The sequence below is a fragment of the Vibrio hyugaensis genome, assembly GCF_002906655.1.
Taxonomy (GTDB): domain Bacteria; phylum Pseudomonadota; class Gammaproteobacteria; order Enterobacterales; family Vibrionaceae; genus Vibrio; species Vibrio hyugaensis.
The window spans coordinates 917,939-936,599 of the sequence record NZ_CP025794.1; the positions used below are offsets into that span (position 1 = coordinate 917,939).

Below are 18,661 nucleotides of genomic sequence, written 5' to 3' on the forward strand. Positions count from 1 at the left end.
CTACATTCACAACGAACAACAGACAAGTCTTGAGTCAGTCATTTTTTGCAGAGTGACTCGCTGAATACTTTTTGAGGCAAGAACCATGAATCAAGATTACATTCACGATAATTTTCTTCTCTCCAGCCCACTTGCTCAGGATCTGTATCATCGCTTTGCCGCACCGATGCCGATCATAGACTTTCACAATCACCTTGAAGCAAAAAACATTTGGCAGGACACAAAACACGAGAACCTCACCCAAGCATGGCTTAATAGCGATCACTATGTGTGGAGAGCGATGCGAAGTAATGGAATCGACGAGCACTACATCACTGGTGATGCAACGGACACAGAAAAGTTCGCCAAATGGTGTGAAGCAGTGCCTTACTTGATTGGCAATCCCCTTTATCAATGGTCTCATCTGGAGTTAAAACGTTTCTTTGATTGCGATTTATTACTCAATCCAGACAATCAAAAAGACATCTGGGGGTTAAGCCACCAGCAATTCAAACAAGGAAACAACAGTACTCGTGATGTACTGAAACAATTAAACGTCGAAACCTTGTGTACCACGGATTCGCCTTTATCCGACCTTGAGCATCATCTTGCGCTCAAAGCGTCTGACTTTGACGTACAAGTGTTACCGACGTTCCGTGCTGACGAATTGTTTTGTTTCAACCAAACCGACAAGTTTCATCCGCTACTCAAACACTTATCGAAGTTAACCGATACCTCAATTGGCACTTTCCAAGATTATCTTTGTGCAATCCAAACAAGGCTAGATGTCTTTCATGAAGTGGGTTGTCGTTTATCTGATTCGGGCTTGCCAAGCGTTAACTTTGAGCCATGCAGTGAGGAGCAAGCAGAACTCATCTTCCAACAGCTTCTACAAAACCAAGCGATTACCCAAACTGCACTCGTTCAACTGACATCCAGATTGTTTTTCGAGCTAGGCCAACGTTACTACCAACTCGGCTGGAGCATGCAACTTCATATAGGCGTTTTGATGAACGTCAATGAAAGACGCAAAGCTCAACTTGGTGGAGGAACGGGTTTTAGCGTCATTAACAGTGATTCGTATGCCCACGCCCTTTCCCAGTTACTGAGTGAACTGGATCGAAGTTCGTGTTTGCCTAATACGGTACTCTTTAATCTTAACTCCAACGATAACCCAGTACTTAGCTGCATGGCGGGTGCGTTTCAGGACAGCGATACGGTCGCGGGGAAGATTCAATTTGGCGCAGCATGGTGGTTTAACGACCATAAAGACGGCATCGAGGCACAACTGACGACGCTCAAAAATCTCGGCGCGCTCGGACGTTTTATCGGCATGCTGACAGACTCTCGCAATGTCTTCTCTTTTAGCCGACATGAATATTTTCGCCGAGTATTGTGCAACCTATTAGCAAGATGGGTCGAGGATGGAGAAATACCTCACGACGAACCATTACTCAAACAAACCATAGAGAACATTTGTTACTACAACGCCAAACGCTACTTTCGCTTCAATTCTGATCAAGGCTTAGAGGGGTAATCGCCATGCTGCAATTTTCAAACAAAGAAATGGAGAACATTCGTCATCGCGCGACGCCTTCTGTCATCAAAGCGCTTATTGAAGATAACCAAATTGTGCTTAATCACGAAGTCCTAGTTCCTGAAGACGGACGAGCGACTTGGAACCTATTCTATTATTGCCCTGAGCATGGAGTGAGACTGACTTGGGATCGGAATAAGCCAACGTCTCATTGTTGCCCTGTTGATGGCAAAACGTTTACTGGTGAGCCGTACGACGGTGCATGGTGGCGCTGGTTGAATGGGTTAAACGCCAAGGCGTGTTATGACTTGGGACTGTTGTGGCATCTGACCAATGAAGACCGTTATCTAAACAAAGTGAAACAAATACTGCTCCAGTATGCAAAATACTACCCAGACTACGAGGTACACGGCGGCATTCCTTACAATGGCCCTGGTAAAGCAAACGCACAAACCTTGTGTGAGGCGAACTGTCACCTTGATTTCGCGAGAGGCTATGACTTCATCAAGCAAGCTCTAACGCTAGAACAGCAAGCCTATATCGAACTGCGATTACTGCGAGAAGGTGCGGACTTTCTGGTGGAGCATCGCACCGCTCAGCTGCATAACCATGAGATGAAGATAAACGCGACCATCGGTGTGATTGGCCTTATTCTTGATGAACAACGTTATCTCGATTTCGCACTCAACACCGAATACGGACTGCACTATCAGCTAGAACACGGTTGTATCGGGGAAGGCATGTGGTTTGAAGGCTCGATCCACTATCACTACTACGCGTTACAAGCCTTGTTGAATTTCGAGAAAATGGCACATCAAACCCCGTACTCTGTCAGCTCGAATCCTAACTACTTAAAGTTACTGAAATTCCCGCTACAGTTGGTAATGAACACCGGGGATTTCCCTCGTTTGAACGATTTATCGCAGGACAAGAAAAGCTCACTCATGCTCACTTGTTTGAATTTGCCTACAAGCAAACACCGTGTGAAGAATTTGCTCGTGCCTTAGCCAGCATCTATCAAAACATCAGTCGCGATAACATCAATGCTTTGCTCTATGGCGTGGATGAACTTCCTCAAGTTAGTCCGTTACTCTGTCATTCAACACACAGCGAAGCCGCTGGCTTGAGCATTGCCCATCATCCAACATTGAATAATGCTCTGTTGTACAAGCACGCGCCGTATGGCGGTGAGCATGACCATTATGACCGACTCGGCTTTATCCTAACGCGTAATGGCAAAGAGATTTTGCCAGATTTAGGCACGACAGGTTATGGCGCAGAACTGCATTACGGCTATTACAAAAACACCGCAACACACAATACACTTGTGGTAAATCAGCAAAACCAGTCCCCAATCCACCCGCAATTACTTGGTTATACACAAACCGAGGATTACACCACCATTGATGCCGTTGTGGATTGGTCACAACCAGAAGCCAGTGTCGATAGCCACACCATCGTGCAATGGGATAAAGAGGCGTATCAAGATGTTGTGTTCCGTCGTGCCTTCATTTGGCTTGATGATATCGCCATTGAACTTAACACGATCCTCAACCCACACAACCAACAATTGGATCTGACTTATCACGTTCGAGGTGAACATCTTCTCCAACTAGAAAACGGGGCTTGGAAGCCAATTACGAACCCGTTATCCGGAGCATTAGCACAAATGACAAACACGCAATTGAGCGAGCCAAACACAGCATTCACTCTGCACTATGAAATCGAAGGACAAGCGGATTTCCGACAAAGCATTTATACCGACTCCCCTGTTGAAGTACTCAGCGGTAATGCACCAGACAATCCGGCGACGTCCGATCTGGCTTACTCTTTGATTCGCTCTCAACAAAATGCACTACGCACTCTTGTCGTGCACGAGCTTTCTGAAAGTACGACGTACCAAGTAGATGAGCTCGCCTGGGGAGAAAGCAGTATCTACTTCGTTTTATCAAGCATGAAAGGCGACGCACACATCAGTTGTACGCGAATGATGTACGATTTCAAATCCGCGAAGTTGTCCACATTTGAACGTCTTTCTAACTAGTATTTCCGTTCTCAACCAAGGCCAGTGAACCGCTGGCCTTGTACTTATCACTCGTCAATAATTCCGCCACGAAAATAATGCCCGGCTATTCAATAAGTCGTCACGATAACAATTCGTTAGAGAAGAATGACGCCGATCATCTTTTAAACAAAATCATGTAATTTCCTTATAAAATCTAGGGCGAAATACTCAACCGCTAACTAAACTTTGGGAACATTTACCACAGTTAGGAAGTACACGATGAGCGACAAAAACAATCCCTCCAAATGCCCAGTCATGCATGGAGCGAATACCAACCAACAGGCGGCTGAGTTCAATTGGTGGCCGAAAACTCTGAACCTCGACATCCTTCATCAACACGATCATAAAACCGACCCTATGGGTGAAAGTTTTGATTACGCGACTGCGTTTAATTCTCTTGATTTAGAAGAAGTGAAAAAAGACCTGATCAATTTAATGACCGACAGCCAAGATTGGTGGCCGGCCGATTGGGGGCACTACGGTGGTTTGATGATCCGTATGGCGTGGCACTCAGCAGGTACATACCGTATTGCCGATGGTCGAGGTGGATCGAGCCGAGGTAATCAGCGTTTTGCTCCATTAAACAGTTGGCCAGATAACGGTAACCTAGACAAAGCACGTCGTTTACTTTGGCCTATCAAGAAAAAATACGGCGACAAATTATCGTGGGCGGATTTGATGATTCTAGCCGGTAACATGGCGTATGAATCCATGGGCTTTAAGACCTTTGGCTTCGCTGGCGGTCGTGAAGACATTTGGCACCCGGAGAAAGACATTTATTGGGGTGCAGAGAAAGAATGGTTGCAACCAAGTGGCGGTGAGAATAACCGTTACTCGGGTGAACGCGATTTAGAGAACCCTCTTGCTGCGGTAATGATGGGGTTGATTTACGTAAATCCAGAAGGTGTTGACGGGAAACCTGACCCAATTAAAACCGCGCACGATATGCGTGTGACCTTTGCTCGAATGGCAATGAATGATGAAGAAACCGTAGCCCTCACTGCTGGTGGTCATACAGTAGGTAAAGCACACGGTAATGGCGATGCGTCAGTACTTGGGCCTGAGCCTGAAGGTGCAGAAATCGAAGACCAAGGCTTTGGCTGGTTAAATAAAACCTCACGCGGCATTGGCCGAGATACCGTAACAAGTGGCGTTGAGGGCGCATGGACGACAAACCCGACTAAGTGGGACAACGGCTACTTCCACTTGCTGTTCACTTACGATTGGTGGGTAACGAAGAGCCCAGCAGGAGCTGCACAATGGGAACCAATCAACATCAAAGAAGAAGATATGCCTGTGGATGTGGAAGATCCAAGTATTCGACGTAATCCAATGATGACCGATGCAGACATGGCACTGAAATTCGATCCTGAATATCGCAAGATTGCGGAACGCTTCCGCGACGATCCAAAATACTTCGAAGATTGCTTTGCTCGCGCTTGGTTCAAACTCACTCACCGCGATCTAGGTCCAAAGTCTCGCTATCTTGGGCCAGATGTCCCAGCGGAGGAGTTAATTTGGCAAGACCCAGTCCCGCCAGTGTCTTACCACCTATTGGAAGAGAATATTGACGCGCTCAAGATGGCGATTCTAAACAGTGAATTGTCGATTGGTGACTTGGTGTCGACAGCATGGGACAGCGCACGTACTTATCGCGGCTCTGACCGTCGTGGCGGCGCAAATGGTGCACGTATTCGCCTCGCCCCTCAGAAAGATTGGGTCGGCAATGAGCCAAAACGATTGCAAAAAGTGCTTAATGTGTTGGATTCCATTCGCACCACACACAACTCCCCGATTAGCATGGCAGATTTAATCGTGTTGGCTGGTGGTGTCGGTATCGAGAAAGCGGCGTCAAACGCAGGAATTAATATTGCCGTTCCATTTAATCAAGGTAGAGGGGATGCGACAGATGCCATGACGGATGCCGATTCCTTCGATGTGCTTGAACCGATCCATGACGGCTTCCGTAACTGGCTAAAATCGAATTACGTGGTCACAGCGGAAGAACTCTTGCTGGAAAGAAGCCAATTAATGCAGTTGACCGCGGTCGAGATGACGGTGCTGATCGGTGGTATGCGTGTTCTCGGCACTAACTATGGCAACGCTGCACACGGCGTGTTTACCGACCAAGTCGGCGCATTGACGAATGACTTCTTCGTGAATTTAACAGACATGAACTACTCATGGCATCCAACCAGCGATAGTGAATATGAAATCCGTGAGCGTGCTTCTGGAGAAACTAAGTGGAAAGCATCACGCGTCGATTTGGTGTTTGGTTCTAACTCGGTTCTGCGATCTTATGCTGAAGTTTACGCACAAGACGACAACAAAGAGAAATTCGTACAAGATTTTGTTGCCGCTTGGGTCAAAGTAATGAACAACGACCGTTTCGATCTGTAAAGGCTACGGTTTTCAGTTCCGATTATCCTTCTCTCCTAAGAGCCGACTCACTCGGCTCTTTTTTCTCTCTTTTTATGGCTGGCTTTAGTATTTCTAGCATTAAGTACAATTGTCATACAATTAAGGTTATTCAGTAGACAAAAGTTTCCCGCTTTAACCTTATTCTTTGCTTTGTGTTTGTGGCTTTGATGATTGAAGCTCTCAACACTAAAATCCGTCACAAACCAAGAGAATTCGAGCCAATGGGCCAACCAACCTCTCACTTTTGCCAAAAAACATCGATAAAACCATATTCACTGCATTTTCCGATTGCAAATTCCAACTGAAGACTTAATATAAAGCCATATAATCATACAATACGATATTTGGAGTCTGATATGACAAAACCTGTCATTGGTTTCATCGGCCTTGGTCTGATGGGTGGAAACATGGTTGAGAACTTACAAAACCGTGGTTACGAATTAAACGTAATGGATTTGAATAAAGACGCTGTGGCAGCTTGTGTTGCTCGCGGTGCTAAAGCAGCAAACACACCAAAAGAACTTGCTGAAGCAAGTGACATCGTGATGCTATGTCTAACGACTTCTGAAGTTGTAGAAAAAATCGTTTACGGTGAAGAAGGTATCCTAGCAGGTATCAAAGAAGGCGCGACACTGATCGACTTCGGTACATCTATCCCAGCTTCTACTCGTAAGATCGGTGCTGATCTAGCGGCGAAAGGCGCAGGTATGATTGATGCGCCTCTAGGCCGTACTCCTGCTCACGCTAAAGATGGTCTTCTGAACATCATGGCAGCTGGTGACATCGAAACCTTTAACAAAGTTAAACCTGTTCTTGATGAGCAAGGCGAGAACGTATTCCACCTAGGCGCACTAGGTTCTGGTCACGTGACTAAGCTAGTAAACAACTTCATGGGCATGACGACTGTTGCAACCATGTCTCAAGCGTTTGCCGTTGCTAAACGTGCTGGTGTTGATGGTCAACAGCTATTTGACATCATGTCTGCTGGTCCTTCGAACTCTCCTTTCATGCAGTTCTGTAAGTTCTACGCTGTAGACGGCGAAGAGAAGCTAGGTTTCTCAATCGCGAACGCAAACAAAGATCTAGGTTACTTCCTAGAAATGGTTAAAGACCTAGGTACTGAGTCTCTAATCGCAGAGGGCACTTCTAAGAGCCTACAAGCAGCAGTAGACCAAGGTCTTGGTCAGAATGACGTTCCAGTTATCTTTGACTACTTTGCTGAACTAGAAGGTTAATCCCCTTCTAATATTATTTTTCAAAGCCTTGCTAACCTCGTAGCAAGGCTTTTTTGTTCTTGTCGAATAGCATTCTTTTGGCGTTCATCACTCATTCGTCAGTCCTTCTCTCCTCTCACTCATTCCATTGGTAATTCTGGAAAAAGATCTCGTCGATTAGAATAGTTGAGCACACCAAAGCCTCTCTAGTTGGCAGGATAATGACTATCGGTTTTTGAGAACTGTCTAGCGAGACTCCGACAGATTCAAATGAGCATCGTGCACCTTCGGGAATCCCCTCACTCATCTGCTTGCTTCTGAGTCATTGGCTTACTAATGAGTATCGCAACGGCTTTGTCATTGACGTTACGCACCTGCAACGCATTATTCAAATCCACCGCCCACACACAAGACGCCTCCAAAAATCATTTGTTAGTTGAGAGCCATTAACGTCAATCTTACATGTTTCTAGCTGACGAATATCAGGGAGGTCCGTCTGCACGCTTGTAACCCAAAACAACGATAGCGACAGCAGCGACATTAAAAATTCTTTGATCATCGCTTTACTCCTTTTCCCGGCAAAATAAACGTGTTTCATAATATCTATCTCGGTATTTGTATTGAAATCCAACGCGTCACTGTTTACAGCGTCAATATGACTAACAGCTGCGCCACTCACCTCTAGGTAAATACTCAAAGGACAAACTTATAGAATCACGCTCTAATGGCATCAAGGGTGCTAGGTGGAATCGAAGAGCAGATCACGCATGCGTTAACGTTCTATCATGGGGATCTGCATTGCGGTCATTCAGTCAATTTGAATGAAGAGAGATGAACGTGAAGTAGCGTTAAGATTGCGGATAGTATTAACATCCACGATTTGGGCAGGCTTCAAACCAGTTAAGCGTCAAATTTATGCAGTTGAGTCCTTGCTCAAACAAAAAAATCCCACAGTGTAATCACTGTGGGATTTTTATTAGAGAAAGCCAGTTAAGTGCGACTTAGCTTTTCGCGTTAGCAAGCTTTGGGTTTTTAGGCCCTCTCGCAGCGTTCACCAGTAGAACACCTACTGAGAGAACAATCGCACCACACAAGATGAACAGTAGTCGACCTGATGGTTCGTTCGGAATCAGAGCCATCGCTAGGATACCGAAGCCAGCTACGCTGATTAGCTTACCAAGCATACCACGCTGTTTTGTATCTAGGTTTTGCTGCTCTTCACTGTCAGCCACAAGTGGCGTGTTCCAGTTCTCGAACAATTGATCCACTTCCTTCTCACGTTCAGGCGATAGACCTTTGTAGAAGCGTGTTGTCAGTAGGAAGAAACCACCAGTAAAGACAACGTGTGCCGCTAAGCTCAAGCCAACTTTCAGGTCGGCCCACTCACGAGTTGTAAACGCTTGCTCTAGGCCAAATAGGTGCTGTACGTCTTCTGCTTGTAACGAGATACCGAAGATGTAAGAAACAAGACCACCAACAACCAATGTTGCCCAACCAGCCCAATCTGGCGTCTTACGAATCCACATACCAAGTAGTACAGGAATCAACATTGGGAAGCCAATCAACGCACCCACGTTCAGTACGATATCGAACAGGCTCAAGTGACGCAGTGAGTTAATGAATAGACCGATACCAATGATGATGAAGCCCATTACGATAGTCGTCGCTTTACTCACGATAACCAGCTCTTTCTGCGACGCTTGTGGGCGCACGATTGGGCTGTAGAAGTTCATCACGAAGATACCAGCGTTACGGTTCAGGCCTGAGTCCATAGAAGACATGGTTGCCGCAAACATCGCTGACATCAGAAGACCCACCATACCTGCTGGCATTACGTTTTGTACGAATGCTAGGTAAGCTGCATCACCACCTACTGAGCCGTATTGCTCTGCGAAATCAGGCATGAATGCCGCTACGTACCAAGGTGGTAGGAACCAAATGATAGGACCAACAATCATCAGCACACATGCAAGGCCAGCCGCTTTACGCGCGTTTTCACTGTCTTTTGCACAAAGGTAACGGTAAGCGTTGATGCTGTTGTTCATTACACCGAACTGCTTAACAAAGATGAACACTACCCAAAGGATAAAGATACTGACGTAGTTCAGGTTGTTACCCAGCATAAAGTCGCCGTGGAAGTTCGACACAATGTTGCCGATACCGCCACCATGGAAGTAAGCCGCCACTGCACAAGTGATCGTTACCGCCATGATAACTAGCATCTGCATAAAATCAGACGCTACAACGGCCCAAGAACCACCGGTTACCGCCATCAGCATCAGAACCAGACCAGTTACGATGATGGTCGCTTCCATTGGAATGTTGAAGACCGCTGCCACAAAGATTGCAAGACCGTTCAGCCAAATACCCGCTGAGATCAAGCTGTCTGGCATACCCGCCCAAGTGAAGAACTGCTCTGAAGTCTTACCAAAACGTTGGCGAATCGCTTCAATTGCCGTTACTACACGTAGTTGACGGAACTTTGGAGCAAAGTAGAGGTAGTTCATGAAGTAGCCAAATGCATTGGCTAAGAATAGGATTACAACAACGAAACCGTCGTTGAACGCGCGTCCTGCGGCACCTGTAAACGTCCATGCTGAAAATTGCGTCATGAAGGCGGTAGCACCTACCATCCACCATAACATCTTACCGCCCCCTCGGAAGTAGTCACTGGTTGATGTAGTGAATTTACGGAACATCCAACCAATAGCAACTAAGAAGAAGAAGTAGGCAAGAACAACAAGAGTATCAATAGTCATTTTTTCAGCCTTTCAAGTTTGATCATTTTCTAACACCTAGACTACTCTGTTCATTATTTTATTTGTACTACAATAAGCTTTAATTGTGATCTAGAACATAAGTTATTTCGTTAAGAAAATGACAGGAAATCCTTTATTTTCTTGGCCTATTGAGGTTCAAAGGTAGAATGACCAAGCTAGCCATTAGCTTTATATTGTAATACAAATAATATATTAGCGATTCATTAAAGTATGGAATATTTTACTTTCCACTGCTTTGTCCGTAGATCAAAAATGCGTGGCATTTATTGGAAGGAAACGTAATAAAATGTTTCGATGAATGGGGAAGTAAATACAAAGAGAGTCCGCATGCAAACTGAGATCCCCGACTCGCTCCTTCGTCGCTCTCGAGGATGACGCAAGGCAAGTTCAGCGCTTTCCGTTCCCACCTTTCAAATCTCGTTTCTCGATTCTAACCTCTCGTTTCTGGTTTCTTTTTCTCGCATCTCCAATCTCATCTCTTTCAAATACAAAAAAAGCGAGCCCTGAGGCTCGCTTTGCATTCTTTTCGCTAGTTTTATCGGGGTGTTACGACACTTATGCTACGTGAGCAACCGCATCGCGAACGAGCTTACCTAACTCGTCCCACTTACCTTCATCGATAAGTTTGGTTGGAACCATCCAAGTACCACCACATGCCAGCACTGAAGGGATAGACAAGTACTCATCTACATTACCTAGGCTAACGCCGCCTGTAGGCATGAATTTTACAGGGTAAACCGCTGTCAGTGCTTTAAGCATACCTACGCCGCCTGATGGCTCAGCCGGGAAAAACTTCAGCGTGCGAAGACCCATTTCCATTGCTTGTTCAACAAGGCTTGGGTTGTTTACGCCCGGTACGATTGCTACGTTCTTGTCGATACAGTATTGAACTGTACGAGGGTTAAAACCAGGGCTAACGATAAAGTCCACGCCTGCATCAACCGCTTCGTCCACTTGCTCGTTAGTTAAGATAGTACCTGCACCGATCAGCATTTCAGGGAACTCAGCGCGCATTGCACGAATTGCTTCTGCTGCACACTCTGTGCGGAACGTGATTTCTGCGCAAGGCATACCGTTTTCAACCAAAGTACGGCCTAGAGGGATCGCGTCTTCTGCTTTGTTGATGGCAATAACAGGGATTACTTTTAGGTTTGCTAGTTGTTCGTTTAATGTCGTCATAAGAGTGTACTCGTCGTCGTTAACTTGAGTTCAATAAGTCAAAGCAGTCAGTTGAAACCTCAACTGACTGCAGAAGAATTACAATGGAAGATCTGGCATTACGTCGCGTGGAATAATGGCACCTTTGTGCTGAATTACTGCGCCTGCCATGCAGTGACCTGAATATGCGGCTTCTACAGCATTTCCACCTGTTAGGCGTTTTGCCAAGAAACCTGCACTGAATGAATCACCCGCTGCGGTGGTATCGATCACGTTGTCCACTTTATCTGGTGCCACGTATTGCGCTTCACCATTTGCGACAACTAAACAATCTTTGCTACCACGTTTAATGATGATCTCATCCACGCCTAATGAAGACGTTCTTTCAATGCATTGCTCTAGGTGTTCATCACCAAACAGCATTTGCTCATCATCGAAAGTCAGCAGTGCAATATCTGTGTGCTTAAGGATCTTAAGGTACCAAGACATTGCATTTTCACGGCTTACCCACAACTTCGGACGGTAGTTGTTATCAAAGATAACTTTGCCACCTTGAGCCTTAAAACGCTCAAGGAAGCCGAATAACTGCCTCTTACCTTCTTCTGTCAGGATCGCAAGCGTAATACCGCTCAAGTAAACCGCATCGTACGAGTATAGTTGGTCGACTAATGCAGGAGACTCATTCTGTTCGAATAAGAACTTCGCCGCCGCTTCATTACGCCAATAGTGGAAGTAACGTTCGCCTGTCTCATCAGTTTCGATGTAGTAAATACCTGGCTGCTTTTCAGTTACAGACAGTACTAGACTGGTATCAATACCCTCTTCTTGCCACGCCGTTAGCATTTCTTGGCTAAAAGGATCGTTACCTAGTGCGGTTACATAACTGGTTTTAATGTCGTGAGCTTTTGTCAAACGAGATAAATACAGCGCCGTATTTAACGTATCACCACCGAATGACTGTTGTAGCTGACCTTCCTTTTTCTGTAGCTCAACCATACATTCGCCAATGACCGCGATGTTTAATGATTTCATGTTGTCACCTTAGCAACTGAGGTTGCGCTATAGATTACTTTAAGAAGTCTTCACGAGCTGGGTTGAAGATATCCAGAAGGATGCTGTCTTGCTCTAGTGCCACCGCACCGTGCATCATGTGCTTACGTGCGAAGTATGCGTCGCCTTCTTTCAATACTTTTTTCTCACCTTCAATTTCAGCTTCAAAGCTACCACGTACTACGTAACCGATTTGGTCATGAATTTCGTGTGTATGTGGTGCACCAATTGCGCCTTTATCGAAACATAGGTGAACCGCCATTAGGTCATCAGTGTAAGCAACGATCTTGCGTTTGATACCGCCGCCTAGCTCTTCCCATGGGTTCTCATCTAATACAAAAAAAGAATTCATCGTCATACTCCTAAAAAGTCTCTATTAAAGCCAACCCTGAAATTCACTCTCTTATTACCATTAGCGCTCTTAATAAAAGCAAAACTCAAAGAGAAAGGATTCGCTGCTGAATTGATAACGAGCATATCCGATCTCTCTTAATTGTCATACAATATATCTAAAAATATGTGATATCCATCATGTAGACGTGCCAGAGGCACTCTTTTTAAGGATTAATAAGGTGGAAACATAAGTATCCACACCACATATCACACCAATAAAAATCAACTACTTACATGATTTCACGTGATATCACTCTCCCTTTTTGTCATAAATCCTACAAACAAACTTAATATTGTATTACTTTATAGAAAGTTTAAGAAAACAACACACTTCATCTGAGGGTGGTAAAGAAAATGACTACACAACCGATTTTGTTGACTGAATCAGAAATCGAACTACTAAGAAAGGAAGTCGGAAAGCCGAGCTTGATGGGTAAGACCATCGCAGCAAACTGCAAGGAATTAGAAGCTTTCATGCGTCTGCCTCTAGACGTACCTGGCCACGGCGAAGCAGGCGGTTACGAACACAACCGTCACAAGCAAAACTACACTTACATGAACTTAGCGGGTCGCTTGTTCTTGATCACTCAAGAAGAAAAATACGCACAGTTTGTTAAAGACCTTCTTGCTATCTATGCAGAGAAGTACTTAACGTTTGATTTTCACGTTCAGAAAAACACTAACCCAACAGGTCGTCTTTTCCACCAGATCCTTAATGAACACTGTTGGTTAATGTTTACTAGTCTCGCATACTCTTGCGTAGCTTCAACGATGACTGAAGAAGAACGCACAGCGGTTGTTGAACGTATCTTCGAACCAATGCTAGACATGTTCACCGTGAAATACGCTCACGATTTCGACCGTATTCACAACCACGGTATTTGGGCGGTAGCTGCAGTGGGTATTTGTGGCTTGGCTATCGGTAAACGCGAGTACATGGACATGTCAGTATACGGTCTAGATCGTAACGATACTGGCGGCTTCCTAGCGCAAATTTCTCAACTTTTCGCGCCTTCTGGTTACTATATGGAAGGCCCTTACTACCACCGCTACGCAATTCGCCCTACATGTGTCTTTGCTGAAGTAGTACACCGTCACATGCCTGAAGTAGATATCTACAATTACAAAGGTAAAGTGATTGGCAACACAGTACAAGCGATGTTAGCAACGGCTTACCCGAACGGTGAGTTCCCAGCGTTGAACGATGCATCTCGCACCATGAGCATTACTGACATGGGCGTACAAGTTGCCGTTAGCGTGTACAGCAAGCATTACGGTTTGGACGACAACATCCTAGGCATGGCGAAAATCCAGAACGCAGTATGGATGCACCCATGTGGTTTAGAGCTTTCCCAAGCTTACGATAAAGCAACTGCTGACCGTGAAATTGGCATGCCTTTCTGGCCAAGTGTTGAGTTAAACGAAGGCCCAGAAGGCAACAACGGTGCACAAGGTTTTATTCGCATGCAGGATAAATCCGGTGATGTATCACAACTTGTGATGAATTACGGTCAACACGGCATGGGGCATGGTAACTTCGATACGCTTGGCATTAGCTTCTTCAACCGTGGTCAAGAAGTGTTGCGTGAATACGGTTTCTGCCGCTGGGTAAACGTAGAGCCTAAATTTGGTGGTCGTTACCTAGACGAAAACAAATCCTACGCACGTCAAACTATCGCGCACAATGCGGTAACGATTGATGAGCAATGCCAAAATGGCTTTGATGTAGACCGCGCAGATTCAGTACACGGCTTGCCACACTTCTTCAAAGTAGAAGGTACTGAAATCAATGGTATGAGTGCGTTTGCCAACGACCATTACCCGAATACAGACATGCAACGCAGTGTGTTTATGTTGAACCTAGATGAGCTTGAAGCGCCGCTATTGCTAGACCTTTACCGCATCGAAGGTGAAGGCGAGCATCAGTACGACTACTCTCATCAATACGATGGTCAAATTGTACGCACTAACTTCGATTACCAAAGCTTTGGTGAGCTGAACACGCTTGGTGACAACTTCGGTTACCAACACCTTTGGAAAGTAGCGAGCGGCAAAGTGCAAGATACGGCACTGGTTAGCTGGCTACAAAACAACACCTACTACACTTGGTTAGGCACAAGTAGCAGTGCAAAACAGAACGGGGACAATGAAGTGATCTTCACTCGTACTGGCGCAAATGACCCAAGCTTTAACCTACGTAGCGAACCAGCATTCATCTTGCGCAGCAAAGGCGAATCAACTTTGTTTGCTTCTGTGTTAGAGACACACGGTTACTTCAACGAAGAGTTTGAGCAATCTGTGAATGCACGTGGTCAGGTAAAAGACATCCGCGTCGTGGGCTACAACGCCGTTGGCAGCATCGTAGAAATCACAACTGAGAAATCACTGGTAACGGTGATGATCAGCAATGTGCTAGGCGCTGACAACCAAACCCCACACCAAGTAGAAATTAACGGTAAAACATACAGCTGGAATGGCTTCTACTCGCTAGAAGTTACCGAAGTAGAAAGCAACGCATTCGAGCAGGAGAAATAATAATGAGCTACCAAACCCAGTCTTACCAACCGCTATTAATGAACTTTGAAGAAGCGGCAGAACTAAGCAAAGCACTTGGCACGGATAGCCTATTAGGAAACGCACTCGCACGTGATATCAAGCAAACTGACACTTACATGGCGCAGGTGGGTATTGAAGTCCCAGGTCACGGCGAAGGTGGTGGTTACGAGCACAACCGCCACAAGCAAAACTACATCCACATTGACCTTGCGGGTCGCCTGTTCCTGATCACTGGCGAGCAAAAATACCGCGATTACATTGTGGACATGCTAACGGCATACGCGAAGGTTTACCCAACGCTAGAAAGCAACACCAGCCGTGACTCTAACCCTCCGGGTAAGATCTTCCACCAGACTCTAAACGAGAACATGTGGATGCTTTACGCTTCTTGTGCGTACAGCTGCGTTTACCACACTCTGGAAGAAGAGCAAAAAACACTGATTGAAAACGATCTGTTCAAGCAAATGATTGAGCTGTTCGTAGTGACTTACGGCCACGACTTCGACATCGTACACAACCACGGTCTGTGGGCAGTAGCGGCGGTAGGTATCTGTGGTTACGCAATTAACGATCAAGAAGCGGTAGACAAAGCGCTTTACGGCTTGAAACTGGACAAAGTCAGCGGCGGCTTCCTAGCTCAGCTAGACCAACTGTTCTCGCCAGACGGCTACTACATGGAAGGTCCTTACTACCACCGCTTCTCGCTACGCCCAATCTACTTATTTGCAGAAGCGATTGAACGCCGTCAGCCAGAGCTTAAGATTTACGAGTTTAATGACTCTGTGATCAAGACAACGTCGTACGCGGTATTCAAGACAGCATTCCCAGATGGCACATTGCCAGCACTGAACGATTCATCGAAGACGATTTCCATCAACGATGAAGGCGTGATCATGGCGACGTCTGTGTGTTACCACCGCTACGAGCAAACTGAAACGCTACTTGGCATGGCAGACCACCAGCAAGACGTTTGGGTTCACATCTCAGGTAAAACACTGTCTGATGCTGTTGCAACAACAGAGAACATCAAACCATTCAACTGGGGCAGCCTATTTGTTACTGACGGTCCAGAAGGCGAGAAAGGCGGCGTGAGCATCCTTCGTCACCGTGACGAGCAAGATGACGACACGATGGCGCTTATCTGGTTTGGTCAACACGGCAGTGACCACCAGTACCACTCGGCTCTAGACCACGGTCACTACGATGGTCTACACCTAAGTGTGTTTAACCGCGGCCATGAAGTGCTGCACGATTACGGCTTTGGACGCTGGGTGAACGTAGAGCCTAAGTTTGGCGGTCGTTACATCCCTGAGAACAAGTCTTACTGTAAGCAAACTGTCGCGCACAACACTGTGACGGTTGACCAAAAGACACAGAACAATTTCGACACGGCACTAGCAGAAACGAAATTCGGCTCTAAGCACTTCTTCAAAGCAGACGATGAAAAGCTACAAGGCATGAGCGGTCGTATTTCTGGTTACTACAACGGCGTAGACATGCAACGCAGCATCATTCTTGCTGAATTGCCAGAGTTCGAAAAGCCGCTAGTGATTGATGTTTACCGCATCAAAGCAGATAAAGAGCACCAGTACGACCTACCAGTGCACTACTCTGGCCAAATCATCCGTACCGATTTCGAATACGATGTTGAAAGCACGCTACGTCCTTTAGGCGAAGACAACGGCTACCAACATCTATGGAATGTAGGTTCGGGTCAAGTAGAAGGCAGCTCGCTTGTAAGCTGGCTACATGACAGCAGCTACTACTCGCTTGTGACGAGTGCACCAAACGGCGGTGAAGTATTCTTCGCACGTACTGGGGCAAACGATCCAGACTTCAACTTGAAGAGCGAGCCAGCACTGATCTTACGTCAATCCGGTCAAAATCACGTGTTTGCTTCTGTGCTAGAAACGCACGGCTACTTCAACGAATCTATCGAAGCATCGGTTGGCGCTCGTGGTTTGGTTAAGTCAGTAACCGTTGTTGGTAACAATGAAGTCGGTACCGTGATTCGTCTACAGACAACAACTGGCAACACTTACCTGTTCGCTATCTGCAACCTAGACGAAAACAAACAGAACGCAACGCACAGCGTAGAGTTCGACGGTGTGACTTACACTTGGGAAGGCGCATTCGCACAAATTTAATCTTCAGACCTTATCTGAAATTGAATGTAAAAAATCGGGAACTAAGTCAAAGCCGGACATCATGTCCGGCTTTTTTTTCGTTTACTTCCATCAATGGTCTCCCTCTCCGTTTTATCAATACCAATCAAATCGTTTGTACGTGTTTTCTTGGGACACAAAAAATCCCTAACCATGGGACTCCAATGATTAGGGATGGTAGAAATTAACGATTAGCTATCGAGACTACTTGCCGTTCAGCTTAAGCATAGAGAAGGTCGCACTGCTGTAATCTCCGTTCTTCTTATCAGTCTCGAAATCACCCGTTCCTTCACAACCAGTTGCCCAGAAGTTCTCGCCCGTTTTCACGCTACACTGACCATAAGCACCAGCTTTAAAGTAGAACCACTCGTTTGAGTAACCTTGTGCGAAGTCTTTGCTATCGACCTTACCGTTGGCATCAAGGTTATTGCTCAGGTCCAGCTCGTATTTCACGGTTGGATGCCCCTCAGCTTCAAACTCAAGCTGCATAATGTTACCAACTACCTTCACGCTGTAGCTGAACTCTTCACCCAATGCGATGCCTTTGTCACCAGGTTCATTCTTGTTCTCCCACGTATTACCCCATACTGGATAAGCAATGTCCGTGCGGTCTGGGTCTGCTTTGGCTAGGTTGCGTTCGTAAGTCCAGAAGACCGAGCCCATTTTGTGGTTTGGCCACTTCTTGTAGAAAATTTTAAGCGGCTCGTTACCATGACCAAATCCGGTGTTGGCTTCTAACTGTGCAGGGTCTTTACCCGCATGAATCTGCCCGACAACAACGGAGTATGCAGGATACTTCTCAGGGTTCTTAGAGCGCATTGCCACATGGTTCACTTTTAATGTCGCTTCGAGTGTGCCGCCTACCGAACTGAATGAATCCGCTTGTGGGTGTGCCGCAATCGACCAGTTATTTTCTGGCGCTTTCACACTGATATCAACATCAGTACCACGTCCCATCTGACGTAACTCAGAACGCGCGTTGGTTGATCCTTTGGTCGTTACTGCCATGTTTGGTACTTCAAACACCATATTGTCGTTCTCGTCTAAGAAGAAGTAATGGTGGTGCGAGTAGCTCAACATTGCTACGCCTTCGATCTCATCGGCACGGCCGTTGTTGTCTTTATCCATTGGCAACGTGATCTTCCAATTCATCATATCGAACTTATCCGCAGGAACAGGATGTGGCACCTGATTGTGTGCCAGTGCCGCCATTGGCAAAGCGGTGATTAGGGCTGCGGTAAGAAGGTTCTTATTCAGTTTGTTTTTATTACACATGGATCTTTCATTTCCTTTTTATGTATTATTGTCATACATAATATTAAGAAATGAAAAATTAAAAAGGT

General features: G+C 45.9%; 10 protein-coding genes and 1 pseudogene. 6 read left to right on the plus strand and 5 right to left on the minus strand.

Annotation, left to right across the window (positions count from 1 at the left end):
- Positions 1–85 precede the first annotated feature (85 nt).
- The 4 genes and pseudogenes from uxaC (at position 86) to C1S74_RS04905 (ending at position 7,237) form a co-directional block, all read left to right on the plus strand.
- Positions 86–1,516: a glucuronate isomerase gene (gene uxaC, locus C1S74_RS04885; protein ID WP_045403024.1), complete on the plus strand. Its 1,431-nt coding sequence runs from the start codon at positions 86–88 to the stop codon at positions 1,514–1,516.
- A gap of 5 nt (positions 1,517–1,521) precedes the next feature.
- Positions 1,522–3,560, plus strand: a pseudogene (locus tag C1S74_RS27070) (heparinase II/III domain-containing protein).
- A 240-nt stretch (positions 3,561–3,800) separates the two neighbouring features.
- Positions 3,801–5,981 carry a catalase/peroxidase HPI gene (katG, locus tag C1S74_RS04895; protein WP_045403021.1) on the plus strand — a complete coding sequence of 727 codons (2,181 nt, stop codon included), beginning with the start codon at positions 3,801–3,803 and terminating at the stop codon, positions 5,979–5,981.
- 377 nt (positions 5,982–6,358) lie between these two features.
- A complete protein-coding gene (locus C1S74_RS04905) occupies positions 6,359–7,237 on the plus strand; it encodes an NAD(P)-dependent oxidoreductase (protein WP_038875650.1) in 879 nt (292 codons plus the stop codon).
- A 980-nt stretch (positions 7,238–8,217) separates the two neighbouring features.
- Here C1S74_RS04905 and C1S74_RS04915 read toward each other — a convergent pair.
- The 4 genes from C1S74_RS04915 to C1S74_RS04930 all read right to left on the minus strand — a co-directional run bounded on the left by C1S74_RS04915 (position 8,218) and on the right by C1S74_RS04930 (position 12,556).
- Positions 8,218–9,975: a sodium:solute symporter family protein gene (locus C1S74_RS04915; RefSeq protein WP_045403012.1), complete on the minus strand. Its 1,758-nt coding sequence runs from the start codon at positions 9,973–9,975 to the stop codon at positions 8,218–8,220.
- 576 nt (positions 9,976–10,551) lie between these two features.
- Positions 10,552–11,175, minus strand: coding sequence for a bifunctional 4-hydroxy-2-oxoglutarate aldolase/2-dehydro-3-deoxy-phosphogluconate aldolase (locus tag C1S74_RS04920; protein ID WP_045403009.1), 624 nt, complete (start codon positions 11,173–11,175; stop codon positions 10,552–10,554).
- A gap of 78 nt (positions 11,176–11,253) precedes the next feature.
- Positions 11,254–12,186, minus strand: coding sequence for a 2-dehydro-3-deoxygluconokinase (kdgK, locus tag C1S74_RS04925; protein WP_045403006.1), 933 nt, complete (start codon positions 12,184–12,186; stop codon positions 11,254–11,256).
- A 34-nt stretch (positions 12,187–12,220) separates the two neighbouring features.
- Positions 12,221–12,556, minus strand: coding sequence for a cupin domain-containing protein (locus tag C1S74_RS04930; protein ID WP_005450851.1), 336 nt, complete (start codon positions 12,554–12,556; stop codon positions 12,221–12,223).
- A 395-nt stretch (positions 12,557–12,951) separates the two neighbouring features.
- On the opposite strand from C1S74_RS04930, the gene C1S74_RS04935 reads away from it, so the two are divergent.
- Positions 12,952–15,132, plus strand: coding sequence for a heparinase II/III domain-containing protein (locus tag C1S74_RS04935; RefSeq protein ID WP_045403003.1), 2,181 nt, complete (start codon positions 12,952–12,954; stop codon positions 15,130–15,132).
- 2 nt (positions 15,133–15,134) lie between these two features.
- Entirely contained in the window at positions 15,135–17,300 is a 2,166-nt protein-coding gene (locus C1S74_RS04940) for a heparinase II/III domain-containing protein (RefSeq protein ID WP_045402998.1), read from the plus strand.
- 222 nt (positions 17,301–17,522) lie between these two features.
- Here the strand turns inward: C1S74_RS04940 and C1S74_RS04945 are convergent, their stop codons facing one another.
- Entirely contained in the window at positions 17,523–18,593 is a 1,071-nt protein-coding gene (locus C1S74_RS04945) for a polysaccharide lyase family 7 protein (protein ID WP_045402995.1), read from the minus strand.
- Positions 18,594–18,661: the final 68 nt, after the last annotated feature.